We start from the raw sequence: 16066 nt of genomic DNA on the forward strand, positions 1-16066 counted from the left end.
AAAGTAGTTTACATGTAAAGCCAAAAGTGAAATGCTAAGCTTTACATGTAAAGATTATTTTTTTTCTTCTACGACTTTAGCAGGAGTGACAGGTTTTTTAGCAGGTTTAGCGATGATCTCAACATAACACTCGCTCCATTTAGCACTGTGAGCTTTGTCGATTTCTTCGCTAAGATCGGCTTGGTGAATGGCTTCTGCATTTTCGCTTGTCTCACCAAATTTACACTCAAACTCCCAAAAATGAAAGCCCTCAGGTGTTTTTTTCGTGCGTTCACGTTTAATGTATTTACGAATTTCATGTTTGATGGCATCCACAAGTCGGTCACTATTTTTATTTTCTTCTTGAAGGTGAAATATCTTTTTCAAGGCTTGCCTTTTAGATTTTATTTAAGTGTGACATTGTACTTCATTTCACCTTTGATCGCGAATTTATTGAAATTCTGTTTTGTAGGCTTCATCAAGAATAGCCATAAAGGCAGTAGGATCCATGTAGCCTGTATACCCCTCAAGAATGGTGTGGCGAGTTGGAGAGAGAATGGCATTGGCAGGAGTGTATTTGGTATGTAAATCATCGGGTAAAGCTGGGTCCATTTGATCAATGACAACCAAAACATACTTCTGATCAATCTTGTTACGGTAGGTAGGGTTATTGAAAACCTCTTTTGTCATTTGCTTGCAGTAAGGGCAATTTTCACTGACAATATTGACAAGAATGAGCTTTTTCTCTTTAACTGCTTTGGCACTTTCTTCGTCTAAAAAAGCAGCGTGAAGTGTTGCCATACTCATGAGTGCGACAAAAAAGAGTCTTAGGAGTGTGTACATGTTTTAACCTTTGTAATGAAAGATAATTTAACCAAAACTCTAACACAAGCTTGATAAAAGCATATTGAACTAGGCATATAGGTATATTTAAAGTGTGGATATGTTAAATTACACGCAATTTTAATGCCAAGGACTGTGCAATCATGGCAAATATTCGTGAAATTTACCAACTCGGCTCTCCTGTTATCCGAAGTATGGCTGCCAAAGTGGAGGATGTCCATTCCACTCAGATTCAAACGCTCATTGATGATATGATCGTTACATGTAAAGACTCAAAAGGGGTGGGTATTGCAGCTCCTCAAGTGAATTGCTCTTTGGCGATTGTGATTATTGCCTCTGAACCTAGTGAGCGTTACCCTTCTGCGCCACAGATGGAGCCAACTGCACTGATCAATCCCAAGATTATCTCGCATTCCCCCAAGATGCTCAAAGATTGGGAAGGGTGTCTTAGTCTTCCAGGAATCAGAGCACAAGTACCCCGTTACAGCGAAATTGAGGTTGCCTACACCGATAGAGATGGCAACAAACACCATGTCATCTATAGCGACTTTGTTGCCCGTGTCTTTCAGCATGAATATGACCATCTCATCGGTAAAGTCTTTATTGATAGAGTAGAATCAACCTATGACATTGTGATGGAAAAAGAGTATCAACGTATCCTTGCACAGTAAACTATAAAACAGAAGGAGTAGGATTTTGAAAACACGCATTTACTATGATGATACCGACGCAGGCGGTGTGGTTTATCATGCCAATTACCTTAAATTTTGTGAGCGTTCCCGTAGTGATCTTTTTTATGAACATGGAAGAAGTCCTGCCGTGAATGGTGGGCATTTTGTGGTACGTCATCTTGAAGCAGATTTTTTAAAATCCGCCAAACTGGGTGATCTTATTGAGGTCAAAAATGAACTGATTGAGCTTAAAAACGCTTCATTGATTTTGAAGCAAGAAGTCTGGAAAGACGATGTAAAACTTTTTGCTATGACTTCCACACTTGCGTATGTCAAAGAGGGGAAGCCCTGCAAAATTGATGATGAGACAAAAGCCTTTTTTAGAGACCTTTTACTTTAAGGTCTTTGTTCCTTTGTGTTAAATATACCTTTGGCATAAAAAAGAATAAATGCTAAGGCAAAAGCTCCAAGCGTGACGATGCGAAAAAGAGTTTGTGCATCGTAATGATCCCAGATATAACCAGCCATCGTTAAAGAAATAAAGGTTGCCGTTCCCACACATCCATAATAAATACCATATGCTGAAGCTTTAAGCTCTTTGGATGTGGTATCGGATATGATGGCTTTTGCTAAGGCATTAAAACCGCCTGCAAAAAATCCATAACACCCAAATCCGATCCATGCACCTATGGGGCTCTGCCATGTCATAAACCATGAAGACAATCCAAAAGAGGCATACATGAAACTCAGCATCATGGGTTTACCTAAGCGATCCGCCAGTTTTCCAATAGGAATTGCAAAGAGAGACTGTGTGAAATTATAAAGCGTATATGCCAAAGGAATCATCATGAGGGCAAGTCCATTATCGCCTGATTTTAAGACCATAAACGAGTAATTCATAGCGATAAGGCTAAACGCTACTTGAAAGATAACTAGCGTATAAAATTGTTTTGAAAGCGAAAAAGGTCTAAATGAGCGAAAAGGAATCGGCGGAGTCCTGACATCCGATACAAACACAATCAAAATCAGCAGAGCCAACATACCAGGAACAAAACTAAGTGCAAATACAAGTCTAAATGTTGTTTCACTCTCTCCATAGAAATGCAAAAATAAGAATGCGGATAATGATCCTGCAATGGCACCAGCACTATCCATCATTTTATGAAAACCAAAGATAAAACCACTTCTTTGCGCTGGTGAAAATGCCGAAATTAAGGCATCTCTTGGTGCGCTTCTGACCCCTTTACCAAAACGATCCCCCACACGGACAATACCAACCATAAGCGCACTACTTGCAAAATAGGCTAAAGGCTTAATAAGATTTGAAAATCCATACCCTACGATTGTGAGCATTTTTCGGTGCCCTAATTTGTCGGATAAAAATCCTGAAATAGCAATCAAAAGAGCAACGCCAAGTTCTGCAAATCCTTCGATCATGCCAATATTAGATTTTGTAGTATGTAAAAATCGTTCCAAAAAAAGCGGTAAGAGGGGAAGGATCATCTCTGTTGCAAAATCAGTAAAAAAACTGTTCACACCTAACGCGATAATGTTTTTATTGATGTTTTCCATTACAGTGTTCCAAATTTAATGGCGAATTTTATATAAAAAACGGCAGATACTACACTTTAAACAAGAAGGATTTCCTGTATAACTTCAATGAGAAGCTGCTACTTTATCGTGTAACAGCTTCATAACTCAAGTCTAATTTGCTCGGATGAACTCATTGCGACCGGGTTGATACAATGAGGTGTTATACACCACTTGGTTACCAGAGATATTCTCTTTAAAGGTTCGTGATATTTTTCCATCAAAGAATTGTTGGCAGAGATAATCGGCTCCAACAGAGGTTGAGTAGTTGACCCAATCATAAACAATGTCATGTCCAAATAAAGCATTGATCTCTTCAAGTGAAGGAGGTGCTTTTTGGATGGAGTTGGCAATATACATTTGGTCACGATCTTCATACTGTGTTAGAGAAAGCAGTAAAGGGTTATAGTTGATCTGTGTTGAGAGTAACATGTATGGATTAATACCATTGGCACGAAGCTGTGAAGCGATGAGGCTGGATGTAACCAATGGTGTATTGAGATAAAGTGATGCGTTATTTAAAGAGCTATTCCCTTTAAAGAGTTGTTTATAGTTCATTTTAGAATTTTCGACGCGCTTCTCATAAAAGACATGATTGCTGTTTTTCTTAATGAGTCCATTGAGTTGATAGCTTAGGCTACTTCCATCCTCAAATGTTCCAACACGATCATTTGCTTTTGTTGCCAAGAGGGCGATTTGTTGGTCATAATCGATACCACCAAAGATGATATTAGAGCCAGCACTTCGTACATTGGAGCGATTGAGTGTAGGAATAAAGACAAGGGTGTCTTGTACATTGTTCGCAATGATTTGTGCACCATCTGCTGTTACAGGAGCAATGATGTAGTGGTATCCACCTGCTTTAATGTCAGAGAGTGCTTTAGCAATTGAATCTTCTCTTTCATCCCCTGTATTGAAAACATTGAGATCAAAATAGTAGTTTTTATACAATAAATATGCAATGACGGAGTTCACTGAAGTAATAGCATATTTTTTAATGGTTTTTTGAGGGACTAAAACAGCAATTTTGATGATAGTGCTGTCATCATTCAGCGGCTTTGGCATAGAGGCGGCAGGAACAGGCACTAAGGTTGATACAGAGGTATCTGTTTCTTGTGAAGAGGAGGTTGCTTCTTCTGTGCTTATAGGCTGTTTTGGTTGTTCAACGGTTGTACTCGGTGTCGGTGTCGCCATCGCAATTGTGGTTGATGTAATCGTATTGTCAATCGTCACAGGGGCTGAAGAGGACTGTGTCTCGGTATTTTTTAAACTGCTAGAGGGGGTTGTTGCTTTTGCAAGCGGTTTTTCAGAGCCCGGATACGTTGAAGTATTCTTTTGATTAGGAGCTTTTTTCATACTCGTTGATACATTGTAGGTACTGGGTGTGTAAGGCTCTGGGGCTTGGGTTGTACAGCCTGCAAAGATGAATAAACTGAGGGATAATGTCAACCAAAATCTCATAACATGCTCCTTATTTTTAGCATATCTGCAAAAACCTCTTTTTTAGCGCTGGGGTTTCGCAGTAAAAAACTTGGGTGGAACGTTGGAATCAATTTGGCTTCACCAAAATTGAGCACGGTGCCACGTATTTTATCAATGGGTGTATCATACTCTCCTGTGAGATGATGAAAACTGGTCGATCCAAGTGCAACAATAATTTGTGGTCGAATGGTTTGAATCTGTTGCATCACATACGGTTTGCAACAAGCAACTTCTTCAGGTGTTGGAACACGATTATCGGGTGTTTTACACTTCAAAATCGTGGTGACATAGACATCTTCTTTGGGGATCAAAAGAACTTTTTCGATCATATTTGCGAGCAATTCGCCGCTTTTACCCGTAAAGAGCATTCCTGTTTCATCTTCGCTAACGCCTGGGTTATCGCCTATAAACATCACTTTAGCTTTCAGATTACCTGCACCAAAATGACATTTTTTACGACTCTTTGCAAGTGCACAAAGATGACATCCTGCGACACTACTTTTTAACTCTTCTAAATTCTGTGACAGGGCAGGTTGTGTGCTCAACGAGAGCGGTCGATACTCTTGGAAGAATTCAAATCCAAGAGCTCTGTACTGGTATAAAAGTTTTAAAAGTCGTATCTTTTCAATGTGAGTCATTCTTATATGGTAGCCTAGCGGGAGTTAAAATATCCTTATTCGATGTCACAATACTCTAAAGTTGGGAGGTCTGGCTTTTGCAAATTGTGGTTATTGGCAATAAAAAGATTTTTGAGGTTTGTCAGCTTTTGAATGGATTCTGGAAGGCTTTCTAGGAGGTTTTCTTCGACATCTAATTCATAGAGGTGCAATAGATTTCCAATGCATTCAGGGAGGCTTTTGAGGCGGTTAGCACTCAAATCCAAAGAGGTGAGTTTGGAGAGTTTGCACAGTGTGTTTGGTACACTCTCTAAGAGGTTGTTTTCCAAAGAGAGAATTTTTAAATCTTCTAATTTTGAAATATCAAAGTCAATGGAGGTGAGATGGTTGGAGGCAAGGTTGAGTTTGACCAGCATATCGTGCGCCTCTAATGAAGGAAGATTTTGCAAAAGATTGCCTTCTAAAATAAGGGTTTCAAGCTCTTTGATTTCACCAAGAGATTTAGGCAATGTGGTGAGTTTATTAAATGAAAGATCGAGATAATAGAGCGATTGCATCGAGCCAAAGACTTCAGGGAGAGACTCAAAATAATTGGTATCCAAGCTTACATGTAAAAGTTTTTTGAGGTTTCTAAAGGCAGCATCTAAATGGCTTAAACGGTTGACAGCAAGAGTGAGCCTCGTAAGCTTGGAGAGCGCATAAAAACTTTGTGGCAGTGTCGTCAGTTGATTTCCATTGAGGTTTAAAATGACTAAAGAGCTTAGTTCTCCAAAGTTTTCGGGGAGACTTTGTAAAAGGTTGTTCTCGCACTGCAAATTACGAAGATTTTTAAGGGTGCAAATACTTTGTGGAAGCTCTGTAAGCCTATTACCTGAAATTTTAAGTATGCTAAGATTTTGAAGGGCATTAATGCTTTCAGGTAGACTTTTGAGCTTTTTCCGACTGAGATCAAGCGTAGTGAGGCTTTCAAGTTTTGAGAGTTCACGAGGCAAGGTGTGTTCCAATCCTTGGGATTTTATCCAATGTGCAAAATCGCGAATACTCTCACTCATCACTCTCTCCTTGCTCAAATCTACTATTTTTTTGATCAATTAAAAAGGCAATCTCTTCGTAATCAATTTCACCGAATTCTACCATATTAAAGAGTGCCATTAAAGGTCTACGACAACAGGTTTGATTACACCCAGTGACAAGTTTTTTGGCTTTTTTATAGGGGAGGGTCGTAGATTTAAAAATATCAATAGCTTCCTGAATGGTTTTTTGACCGCATTCACAGATGATTTTAGAGGCATATTCTTCCATTAATTTATCCAGCTTTTGAAGCGATATAGAGCGCTCTTAGCTCCTTTTTGTTGAGAACTTTTTTTACGTTTTGTCACCATCTCACGCACTTGAGGAAGCATTTTATTGATAACCTCATTTTCAGGCTCATACCCCATCGCTCGAAGATGGAACAGAAGTGTTGAACTGCCTGAATGCTTACCAATAGGATAACTGCGTGTCATCCCCACACTTTGAGGTGAAAAGGCTTCATAGGCTTTATCGTGTTTAATCATACCATTAACATGAATACCCGATTCGTGTGAAAAGATATTTTTACCTACAATCGGCATTGTGGCAGAGATACTCTGATTGGAAGCTTTTTCGACCAGTTGCACCACATGTTTAAGAGCGTCTGCATTGATAATGCGTTTTTCACCGAAAAGATGGGCAAGACTCATTAAAACCTGCTCAAAACTGGCATTTCCCGCGCGTTCACCCAGTCCAATGACCGTCGTGTTAACACTCATAGCCCCCGCTTCAAGACCACTAATAGCATTCGCCGTTGCCATGCCAAAGTCATTGTGGGTGTGCATTTCGATCTCTAAAAGATTGAGGCTTGAAAGGTAGGCAATATGCTCATAAATTTGATGGGGTCGCATGATGCCTACGGTATCACAGTATCGAAAACGATTGGCTCCTAGACTAGCTCCTAATTCCATTACTTCTTTCAAAAAGCCAAGATCTGCACGTGAACTATCTTCACCACCAATGCAGGTAAAAATTCCCTCAGATTTGCTTACATGTAAAACCTCTTCGAGGTTTTTTAAGAGGCGCGTTTTGTCGCCCCCAAATTTTGCTTCAATGAGAATGTCCGATACGGGAATAGAGAGATCAACAGCCGTTAATCCACAGGAGAGTGAGGCTTCAAGATCGCACATCGTGGCACGATTCCAACTCATAATGCGAAGTGGAAGATCAAGCGCTAAAATTTCTTTGATGTCGGCTTGCTCTTTTGCACCCATTGCTGGAATTCCCACTTCAAGCTCATCGGCTCCCGCTAGGTACAAAGCAGAAGCGATGGCAATTTTTTCTTCGGTATTAAACGCAACATACGGCGCTTGCTCACCATCTCGAAGTGTGGTATCGTTGATAATCATCGTCTACTCCTTATGCAGTAGCAAAAAAGTGTTTACGCACTCCCTTTAAGACAGAAAGCTCAATAGGCTCATCCGCAAAACTCTCATCACATGTGAGGTGAATACTCTCTAACTCTTTTTGTGGACATTCGCCAATTTTTTGGGTTAAGAGAAGATGACAATCGGAGAGGGCATTTTTGATCTCTTCGATAGGGTAGGTTCCATTGCAGTTCTCTTTACCCATACAGTAAGAATTTTCGACTTTACGGTGCATAATAAATTTAATCGCTTTATCGCCTGCTTCGTAAATTAAAAACTCTTTCGCACTCCCAAAGTGGTCGTTAATCAGTCCATTTCCACGCGTGGTAACGGCTACAAGCATTGTATCGCCAGTAGAGCTAAGCTCATCTTTATTGGTCGCGTCTTCTTGAGTAATTTTACCATTGGCAGCTCGGAGTGCTCTTCTCCATGTTTCGATATTCTCATGGGTTTTCATACGTTGGTTAAGGTTGTAATGGTGAGAAAGCTCTGCAAAACTTTTGTCAGCAAAACTCTCTTTGAAAAATTCATCACTACGATCTTCACCGAGTAAACCAACCGCGTCAGCTCTGCATTGGCGACAATGGCGCATCAATTTGACATTGATATCACAGGCTTCTTGTGCTTTCATGAGTTGTTTATGCGTAGCACTTGGAACGCCATCGAGTCCAAATTTAGTACCGTATTCTGGTTTTGAGATGATTGGCATAACGTTTTGAATAAAAACACCCAACTCTTTGACTTTTTTAGCAACGAGAGGAAGATGCTCATCGTTGATGCCTGGAATTAAGACTGAGTTCACTTTGACAAGAATGCCTCGCTCAACGAGCATTTGAATACCAAGAAGCTGTTTTTCAAGCAATAATTTTGCACCTTCCACACCACGGTGTTTTTTATGTTCGTAAAAAACCCATGGGTAGATTTTAGAACCAATTTCACCGCTCTCATCAACAGAGTTAAGCGTTACGGTAACATGCTCAATGTTGTATTTAGCAATCTCATCAATATGTTTGTGAATCATCAAACCATTCGTTGAAAGACAGAGTTTGATGTCAGGCGCGTATTTTTTAAGTAGCGCAAACGTCTCAAAGGTTTGCTTAGGATTGGCAAGTCCATCGCCTGGCCCTGCAATGCCTACAACACTGAGTTGCTGAATGAGTCCGCCTACATGTAAGACTTTTTTCACTGCCTCTTCGGGGCTTAGTTTATAGCTCGTAACACCGGGACGACTTTCGTTGGAACAGTCGTACTTGCGGTTACAGTAGTTGCATTGAATGTTACATGCAGGAGCTACTGCAACATGGATACGCGCATAATGTTGGTGGGCATCTTGGCTATAACAAGGGTGGTTGTTAATCTTTTGCATGATGCTAGCATGAAGTTCATTTTGTGTGTTGGTGGATGATGTGCAAGAACAACTCATGTGCGATCCTTTAGAATTTCTTTACTCTAAAGTTTGCACAAACTGTTCCTTGGAAAATAAAGAGCGAGTCTTTAAATTTAAGAAGGTTTTCCTAATCTCGTAGTTCTAAATAAATAGCACGAATTCTTTCAATATTTTCACTAAAAAGGTCAATTAATATAGGGTCAAAGTGTGTTCCTCTGTTTTTTTTGAGAAAATCATATGCCTCTTCAAAACTCCAAGCGGGTTTATAGGTGCGCACAGAAATAAGTGCATCAAACACATCGGCGATAGCAACAATTCTTCCAAAAATAGAAATTTCTTCACCTTTTTTACCCAATGGATAGCCAGTTCCATCCCATTTTTCATGATGTTCCAGTGCAATGAGTGCGGCAGTTTTAAGGTATTCGTTTTCGCTGTCAAATAAAAGGTCATAACCTATTTGAGTGTGTGTCTTTACAATGTCAAATTCTTCTTGATCGAGTCTATCAGGTTTAAGCAAGATAGTATCGGTAATGCCGATTTTTCCTGCATCATGCATGGGAGCAGCGAGTTCAATTTTATAAATATCATCTTGATTTAAACCCATCTTGTCGGCTAAGAGTGCACTGTAGAGCCCTACGCGTTTGGTGTGTTTGGATGTCTCTTGGTCTTTAAATTCTGCAACAGAAGCGAGTTTATTGATAATCTTAGTTTGAGTATCACGTAGTTTGTCATATAAAATGGCATTTTCAATGGCTGAAGCGGCGTAGTTAGAGATAAGAAGTAAAAGCTCAGCATCAACGTTGGTAAAAAAACCTTCTTTTTTATTGAGCGCTTGAAAGACGCCAATGGTGTTTTCTTGATTGTCAAGTAAGGGAACAGCGAGAATAGTGTGTGTCAAATAGCCTGTGGCTTTATCGACATCAGGATTAAAACGGTAGTCATTGTAAGCATCCACAACAATTTGTGTCTCTTTTGAAAGGGCAGAATACCCTGCAACACCTTTTTGGGTACTCACATGAATGGGATGAACTTCATGTGCCACTTTTGACCAGAGTTCTTCTTTCTCTTTATTGTAGACAAAAATAGAACAACGATCTGCTTGTAAGATGTCCCGTGCAAAATTTGCCATAGACTCCAAAACATCGTTCAAACTTTTGGTTTTGTTAATGACTTTACCAAACTCCAATAAAATGGCAAGCTGTTTTTCCGCTGAATTCATGGTTTTCTCTTACGTGGAAGGATATAACCGTATTATAACCAAGTTTTCATATTCTTGTAGGCAAAATTATGAGCTTTATGTATAATACAAAATCAGAAAAGTTTGGAGTAAGAATTCAAATGCAAAAAAAAAATTAAAGTTCTTTTAATCGAAGACAATTATGAAGAAGCGACTCAAGTTGCCCAATATTTGGAGAGTGTGGGTTTTGAATTGGATATTTCAGAAACGGCGGTTGATGGGCTTTTAAAGCTTTCGGCACAGCATTATGATCTTCTACTTCTCGACCTTAGCCTACCTGATTTCAGCGGTTTCGAGGTGATTAAACAGATCAATAATCGAACAAGTATTCCTATTATTGTATTAAGTGCCCATTCTGATTTAGAAGCGAAAGTACAAGCCTTTCGTTTTGGGGTAGATGACTATTTATGCAAACCGTTTATGCTTGAAGAGTTAGAAGTGCGTATGTGGGCAATTTTGAGACGCTGTTCTATGATTAAACTGGAATACAATAAAAATAATCTTGCCATTGATTACAATAGCCAAACAATCTTACTCAATCAAAAACCACTCTCACTTACCGCAATTGAGTATAAAATACTTTCTTTCCTCATAGAAAACAAAAATAGAGTGGTTTATCGCAATGTTTTAGCGATTCATCTCTCCTCTTTAAGCTCTCCACAATCTCTAAATTACCATATTCAAAATATTCGTAAAAAGCTTGATGATGACCCAAAGAAGCCAAAATACATTATGACAGAGTATGGAACAGGCTATCGTTTAGTGTTATAAACCATCCATTTCCTAATAATCCTCATACAAAACTGATAATAAACCATTTCTTTGGTGTATAATCAAAAAATTGATCCAAGATGATGAGGAAAATGATGGAAGCATCAGCAATGGAGGACCTAAGATCTCGTTGTAAAAATTTGAAGATTTTATATGTTGAAGACGATGAAGTTACTAGAAAATACACTCATTCTATTTTAAGTGAATTTTTTGATTGCATTGATGTTTCGAGTGATGGGAAAAATGCTTATGATATGTTCTTTGATGCTGAAATTGCCATACCTCAATTGGGTATTTCACAAGAACCTCAAATACAAAAATACGACCTTTTAATTACAGATCTAAAAATACCTAGATTAGATGGTATTTCTTTAATTACTAAAATTCGTAAATTTTGTAAAGAGACGGCTATCATTGTTACATCAGCCCATAATGATGTGGAATTTTTGATTGAAACAATTCGTTTGGGTGTCGATGGTTATATTTTAAAACCTATTGAACTCGATCAGTTTTTTGATTCCTTAAGCTCTACTGTGGAAAAAATTCTTCTCAAAGCACAATATCGTGCTTATACGAATGATTTAAAGAACACAATAGTATTGCAGAAAAGTGCACTTGAAGAACAGCTGCATACAGATGCACTCACAAAGCTTCCTAATAAATATACTTTGGATCGTCTTTTAGAACAGATACAGCCCTCAGAAGTTCCCACATTATTTTTAATCAATATTGATAATTTTACAAATTACAATAAGCTCTATGGCATTGAAGCAGGCAATCAAATTTTAAAAGAGTTTTCCCACCATTTTAAAGAGGTTGCAACATCCCTTTGTTACGATGTTTTTCGTATCTCTTCTAACGAATTTGCAATGCTTCGTTTGAGCACACAGCTTGATCCTGAAAAAATCTATGAAGATATTGCCCAAACACTGGGTATTTTAAATGGTATCGAGATAAAAGTCGAAGGACTTATTGAAAAAATATTGGTTCATATCTCCATGGGTGTAACGTTCGATCAAGAAAATCTTTTTAAAAAAGCGTTTACGGCTCTTGATTTTGCCAAACAAACTAATAAAGCTTTTGTTGTTTATACCAGCAATTTAGATGAGACGGAATCGTTAGCCAATGATTTTTATTGGCAAGATGTCATTGCTGATACGCTTAATAAAGACAATATTGTTCCTTTCTTTCAGCCTATTTGCGACAAAGAGAGGGAGATTATAAAATATGAGGCGCTGATTCGTATCAAAACAAAGGATAAATTTGATCAAGATCAGTATGTTTCACCCTATTATTTTTTAGACATTTTACGTCGAACGAAACAATATGATAGTCTTAGTTACAGAATGATCGAAAAAGTATTTGCGATGATGGTGTTATATCCCGATATGACATTTTCGATTAACCTTAGTTTCCGAGACATGCTTAACAAAGAAATACGTGACTTTATGCGATCTAAAATTCTTGAGTTTAAAAACGAAAGCAGAGCGGTTCATCTCGTTTTTGAAGTGGTTGAAAGTGAAAAGGTAACGGACTATACGACCATTATAAATTTTTTAAAATACATCAAGTACGATGATGCACCGATTGCTATTGATGACTTTGGTACAGGTTATTCCAATTTTTCACATTTATTGGAATTAAATCCAGTCTATCTCAAAATTGACGGTAGTTTGGTCCAAAATCTCGATAAAGACGTGAAGTCATTTAAGCTTGTCAAGGGCATTGTTTCGTTTGCAAATGCTTTACATGTAAAGACGATTGCTGAATACGTGCATAAAAAAGAGATCTTTGATCTTTTGGTGGGAATAGGCGTAGATGAGTTTCAAGGGTATTTTATTGGCGAGCCATGTTTGGAGCTACAATGTTCTCACTAACACCATTCACGATCCTTTTATTTTTAGCTTTAGCCCTTTTTGTTGGATTTATGTGGAGTTATTTACGTTTAAAGCAGCATCAAAAATTTAAGCAGTTGATTGATTTTGCGATTGAAGGATTGGTGGTTTCTCATAAGGGACGTATTGTCGAGATTAATGAGCAAGCTTTAAAGCTATTTGGAGGCGAGAGCAAAGAGGAGATGCTTGGTAAGTCGATGGTCGATTTTGTAGCTGCTACATCCAAAAAGCTGATACGCGAAAAATCTATGAAAAATACGGGTATCTATGAATGTATGCTTTTACGCAAAGATGGAAGCTCTTTTCCCGCATTAGTGAAAGGCTCCATCGTTCGTAGTGTTGGAAAAACCATGCGAATTTCTGCTGTTATCGATCTCAGTGAGCTTAAAGAAACACAGTATGCACTCCAAACGCTCAATAGAACTTTAGAAAATCAAGTGCAAGAACAAATTGAAAAAAATCGTCAGCAAGAGATGATGCTTTTCCAGCAATCTCGTCATGCGCAAATGGGTGAAATGATTAGTATGATTGCCCATCAATGGCGACAACCTCTCAATGTCCTCTCTCTGCTAGCCCAAAACATTGCTTTCAAATATAAACTTCAAAAACTTGATGATACCATCATGGATGAGTTTAAAGAGGACTCTATGCGTCAGATTTTGCAGATGTCAAAAACCATTGATGATTTTAGAGATTTTTTTAAACCCGATAAATCTCAGAAAGTTTTTGATGTCAAACAACAACTCGCACATACCGTTGAAATGGTAAAACCTATTGTTTCAGCACACGGAATAGAGCTCTCTTTTGTTGCCGAAGAAGGTTTACATGTAAAGAGTTTTCCCAATGAGTTTGGGCAGTCGATCATCAACATCTTTAACAATGCCAAAGACGTTCTTTTAGAGAGTTGCGGTGATCATGCAAAGCAGATTATTGTTGAGGCAAAACGGGAGGAACATGACACGATTATTGTTTCAATAGAAGACAATGGTGGCGGTATTGATACGCTTGTTATGCCTTATATTTTTGAACCTTATTTTTCTACAAAAGGTTCACAAAATGGGACTGGACTTGGACTTTATATGACTAAAATTATTGTTGAAGAGCATATGAATGGACGTATTCGTGTGGCAAATACTGCGTCAGGGGCACGATTTGAAATTATATTGCAGGGATTGGTATCATGAAGTTGAATGATCTTAAAGAGGTTCGTCCTTTGATCGTTGAAGATGAACACAATGTTTTAGACTCTTTATTCTCCGTTTTTAATACGGTGTTTGATGAGTTTTATACGGCTCGAAATGGTGAAGAGGGATTGTATCGATTTTATAAAGATGCTCCAGATATTATTATTACTGACCTACAAATGCCTTTTATGAGTGGATTTCGTATGCTCAATCGCATTCGCATTGAAAATCCAACGATTCCAATCATTATTACATCAGCGCATAGTAGTCAAGATCAGCGTGAACAAGCTGAAAAGTTAGGTGTGAACGGTTATTTGGTAAAGCCTTATGATATGGATATGTTATTTGCTAAAATTAATGAATGTTGTTGTAACACAGCCTTAGGCAAGATCGATCTCGACCAATTTACCGTTTAAAATCTCAGCGAATTCCACTCCAAATTGGTAACATTCTTCAAGTTCGGATTGACTTGGAATCAGTTTTATCTTAAGTGGCGTGAGAGGCGGCACCCGTAGTTTGAGAGACTTAAGACGCGCTAGGATATGATCAACCGCTTCGCCACTCCATCCATACGATCCAAACGCTCCTGCACATTTTCCTTGTTTTTCTAAAAACATTAAACAGGAAAGCAGATCCCACACAGGTTTAGGCGCATCGGCATTGATGGTAGGTGTGCCAATTAAAAAACCATCACTCTCTTCCAAAATCGCTATCATGTTTTGTGCTTCAATAGACGCAAGATCATACATATTGGCCACAACGCCTTCGACACTTTCGCATCCATCAAAAATCGATTGTGCCATCTCTTGTGTATTTTTATAACTAGTAAGGTAAAAAATAGAGAGTATTTTTTTACCACTACCTTTATTATTTTCAACTTTATGGCTCCATTGTTTATATGCATCAATATATTGATATGGATTTTCTCGTAATATGGGACCATGAAGCGGAGCAATCAGCTCAATTTCAAAACGTTCATAGAGTTTTAGCGCACTTCTGACATAGCTTTGAAATGGGCGCATAATATGGTCATAGTAGTATTGAAATGCATATGAAAAGTCACCTACCTTATTGTTGAAAAGGCGTTTATCATAATAGTGTGAACCAAAAACATCACCACTAAAAAGTAGCTTGTCTTCATGCACATAACTGCTCATAGTCTCTGGCCAATGCAGGTACGGTGTTGTGAGAAACGTGATCGTTTTCCCACCTAAAACAAGCTGCTTATTGGTCCAAATTGTTTCAAAATTGATCTCTTCGCTGTTGGTAAGTGCTTTAAGCATCGTAGTAGCTTGGGGAGAGATAAGCACTTTAGCGTTGGGTGCTCTTTGAATCAATTCAGGCAAAGCTCCTGAATGATCAGGTTCTATATGATGGATAATGACATATTTGATTTCATCGTAGGAACAAAGTGCCTCGACATGATGAAAAAAATCATCTTGAAACTCTTTTTTAACCGTGTCAACAATGATGACACCCTCAGTTGTTTTCATAAGATAGGCGTTATAACTCGAACCATTAGCGGTTCGCATTACGATGTCAAACGTTCGAATATCGGGGTCAAATACACCTATAAAATAGATATCATTAGCTATGGTTATGGGGTGATGCGGCATGGAGAAACCTTTGCATCCAAAGAGGCGGATTGCTATTTTTTAATGTCAGTAGTGTGTTTAAAAGGGTATCAATGCGTTCATTCTCTTTTTCAGACTTCAGTACAAAAATACCAGAGCCTTTGACCATCAATGAAGCGCGAGGTCCAATGTGGGAAGCACACAAGATATTGGCATCTTCTAAACATTCGATTTTATAAGCCAGTTTATCGCCTTCTTCAGTGAGTTCATTGGGTGATTCTAGTGCTTTGAGAAAAACAAACGATTCTTTTTGCAGCTCATAGAGATAAAAGCATTTGCACCAACCAAAGTGGTCATTAACATGAATATTGTCTGTGGATGCAAATGCTATTTTCATC

18 protein-coding genes are annotated in these 16066 nt (G+C 38.4%); 6 read left to right on the top strand and 12 right to left on the bottom strand.

The window, feature by feature from the left end:
• Positions 1-54 precede the first annotated feature (54 nt).
• Both Sdiek1_RS06220 and Sdiek1_RS06225 read right to left on the bottom strand, forming a co-directional pair.
• A complete protein-coding gene (locus tag Sdiek1_RS06220) occupies positions 55-366 on the bottom strand; it encodes a DUF6172 family protein (RefSeq protein WP_087438389.1) in 312 nt (103 codons plus the stop codon).
• A 63-nt stretch (positions 367-429) separates the two neighbouring features.
• On the bottom strand, positions 430-822 hold the full coding sequence (locus Sdiek1_RS06225) for a thioredoxin fold domain-containing protein (protein ID WP_087438390.1): 393 nt from the start codon (positions 820-822) through the stop codon (positions 430-432).
• 143 nt (positions 823-965) lie between these two features.
• Between Sdiek1_RS06225 and def the strand changes: the two genes are divergently transcribed.
• Both def and Sdiek1_RS06235 read left to right on the top strand, forming a co-directional pair.
• The gene (gene def, locus Sdiek1_RS06230) at positions 966-1493 is read left to right on the top strand and encodes a peptide deformylase (protein ID WP_087438391.1); all 528 of its coding nucleotides are present in this window, start codon (positions 966-968) and stop codon (positions 1491-1493) included.
• Positions 1494-1518: 25 nt separating this feature from the next.
• On the top strand, positions 1519-1893 hold the full coding sequence (locus tag Sdiek1_RS06235) for a YbgC/FadM family acyl-CoA thioesterase (protein WP_087438392.1): 375 nt from the start codon (positions 1519-1521) through the stop codon (positions 1891-1893).
• Here the strand turns inward: Sdiek1_RS06235 and Sdiek1_RS06240 are convergent.
• The 8 genes from Sdiek1_RS06240 to Sdiek1_RS06275 all read right to left on the bottom strand — a co-directional run bounded on the left by Sdiek1_RS06240 (position 1890) and on the right by Sdiek1_RS06275 (position 10226).
• Complete coding sequence (locus tag Sdiek1_RS06240; RefSeq protein WP_087438393.1) at positions 1890-3065, bottom strand: MFS transporter; 1176 nt, start codon at positions 3063-3065, stop codon at positions 1890-1892. The two genes, Sdiek1_RS06235 and Sdiek1_RS06240, sit on opposite strands and share 4 nt — an antisense overlap.
• A gap of 132 nt (positions 3066-3197) precedes the next feature.
• Positions 3198-4544 (bottom strand): type 1 periplasmic-binding domain-containing protein, encoded by a 1347-nt coding sequence (locus Sdiek1_RS06245; protein ID WP_087438394.1) that lies wholly within the window; start codon positions 4542-4544, stop codon positions 3198-3200.
• Positions 4541-5203, bottom strand: coding sequence for a uracil-DNA glycosylase (locus Sdiek1_RS06250; protein ID WP_087438395.1), 663 nt, complete (start codon positions 5201-5203; stop codon positions 4541-4543). Before Sdiek1_RS06250 ends, Sdiek1_RS06245 begins: the two co-directional genes overlap by 4 nt.
• Positions 5204-5238: 35 nt before the next feature.
• Positions 5239-6234 carry a leucine-rich repeat domain-containing protein gene (locus tag Sdiek1_RS06255; RefSeq protein ID WP_087438396.1) on the bottom strand — a complete coding sequence of 332 codons (996 nt, stop codon included), beginning with the start codon at positions 6232-6234 and terminating at the stop codon, positions 5239-5241.
• Entirely contained in the window at positions 6227-6484 is a 258-nt protein-coding gene (locus Sdiek1_RS06260; RefSeq protein ID WP_087438397.1) for a hypothetical protein, read from the bottom strand. The genes Sdiek1_RS06255 and Sdiek1_RS06260 overlap by 8 nt, the downstream gene beginning before the upstream one ends.
• Positions 6484-7602: a homocitrate synthase gene (gene nifV, locus Sdiek1_RS06265; RefSeq protein WP_087438398.1), complete on the bottom strand. Its 1119-nt coding sequence runs from the start codon at positions 7600-7602 to the stop codon at positions 6484-6486. The genes Sdiek1_RS06260 and nifV overlap by 1 nt, the downstream gene beginning before the upstream one ends.
• A 10-nt stretch (positions 7603-7612) precedes the next feature.
• Positions 7613-9043: a nitrogenase cofactor biosynthesis protein NifB gene (gene nifB, locus Sdiek1_RS06270; RefSeq protein ID WP_087438399.1), complete on the bottom strand. Its 1431-nt coding sequence runs from the start codon at positions 9041-9043 to the stop codon at positions 7613-7615.
• A 91-nt stretch (positions 9044-9134) separates the two neighbouring features.
• Positions 9135-10226 carry an HD domain-containing phosphohydrolase gene (locus Sdiek1_RS06275; RefSeq protein ID WP_087438400.1) on the bottom strand — a complete coding sequence of 364 codons (1092 nt, stop codon included), beginning with the start codon at positions 10224-10226 and terminating at the stop codon, positions 9135-9137.
• A gap of 198 nt (positions 10227-10424) precedes the next feature.
• Between Sdiek1_RS06275 and Sdiek1_RS06280 the strand changes: the two genes are divergently transcribed.
• From Sdiek1_RS06280 to Sdiek1_RS06295, 4 genes are all read left to right on the top strand, one after another.
• Positions 10425-11015 carry a response regulator transcription factor gene (locus Sdiek1_RS06280; protein WP_192866779.1) on the top strand — a complete coding sequence of 197 codons (591 nt, stop codon included), beginning with the start codon at positions 10425-10427 and terminating at the stop codon, positions 11013-11015.
• 95 nt (positions 11016-11110) lie between these two features.
• Positions 11111-12892: an EAL domain-containing protein gene (locus tag Sdiek1_RS06285; RefSeq protein ID WP_087438402.1), complete on the top strand. Its 1782-nt coding sequence runs from the start codon at positions 11111-11113 to the stop codon at positions 12890-12892.
• A complete protein-coding gene (locus tag Sdiek1_RS06290; protein WP_161492006.1) occupies positions 12880-14094 on the top strand; it encodes a PAS domain-containing sensor histidine kinase in 1215 nt (404 codons plus the stop codon). Before Sdiek1_RS06285 ends, Sdiek1_RS06290 begins: the two co-directional genes overlap by 13 nt.
• A complete protein-coding gene (locus tag Sdiek1_RS06295) occupies positions 14091-14510 on the top strand; it encodes a response regulator (RefSeq protein ID WP_087438404.1) in 420 nt (139 codons plus the stop codon). Before Sdiek1_RS06290 ends, Sdiek1_RS06295 begins: the two co-directional genes overlap by 4 nt.
• Here Sdiek1_RS06295 and Sdiek1_RS06300 read toward each other — a convergent pair.
• Positions 14475-15710: an FprA family A-type flavoprotein gene (locus Sdiek1_RS06300; RefSeq protein ID WP_087438405.1), complete on the bottom strand. Its 1236-nt coding sequence runs from the start codon at positions 15708-15710 to the stop codon at positions 14475-14477. The two genes, Sdiek1_RS06295 and Sdiek1_RS06300, sit on opposite strands and share 36 nt — an antisense overlap.
• Positions 15682-16065 carry a NifB/NifX family molybdenum-iron cluster-binding protein gene (locus tag Sdiek1_RS06305; protein WP_087439848.1) on the bottom strand — a complete coding sequence of 128 codons (384 nt, stop codon included), beginning with the start codon at positions 16063-16065 and terminating at the stop codon, positions 15682-15684. Before Sdiek1_RS06305 ends, Sdiek1_RS06300 begins: the two co-directional genes overlap by 29 nt.
• Position 16066: the final 1 nt, after the last annotated feature.

It is taken from the genome of Sulfurospirillum diekertiae, from assembly GCF_002162315.1.
Classification (GTDB): domain Bacteria; phylum Campylobacterota; class Campylobacteria; order Campylobacterales; family Sulfurospirillaceae; genus Sulfurospirillum.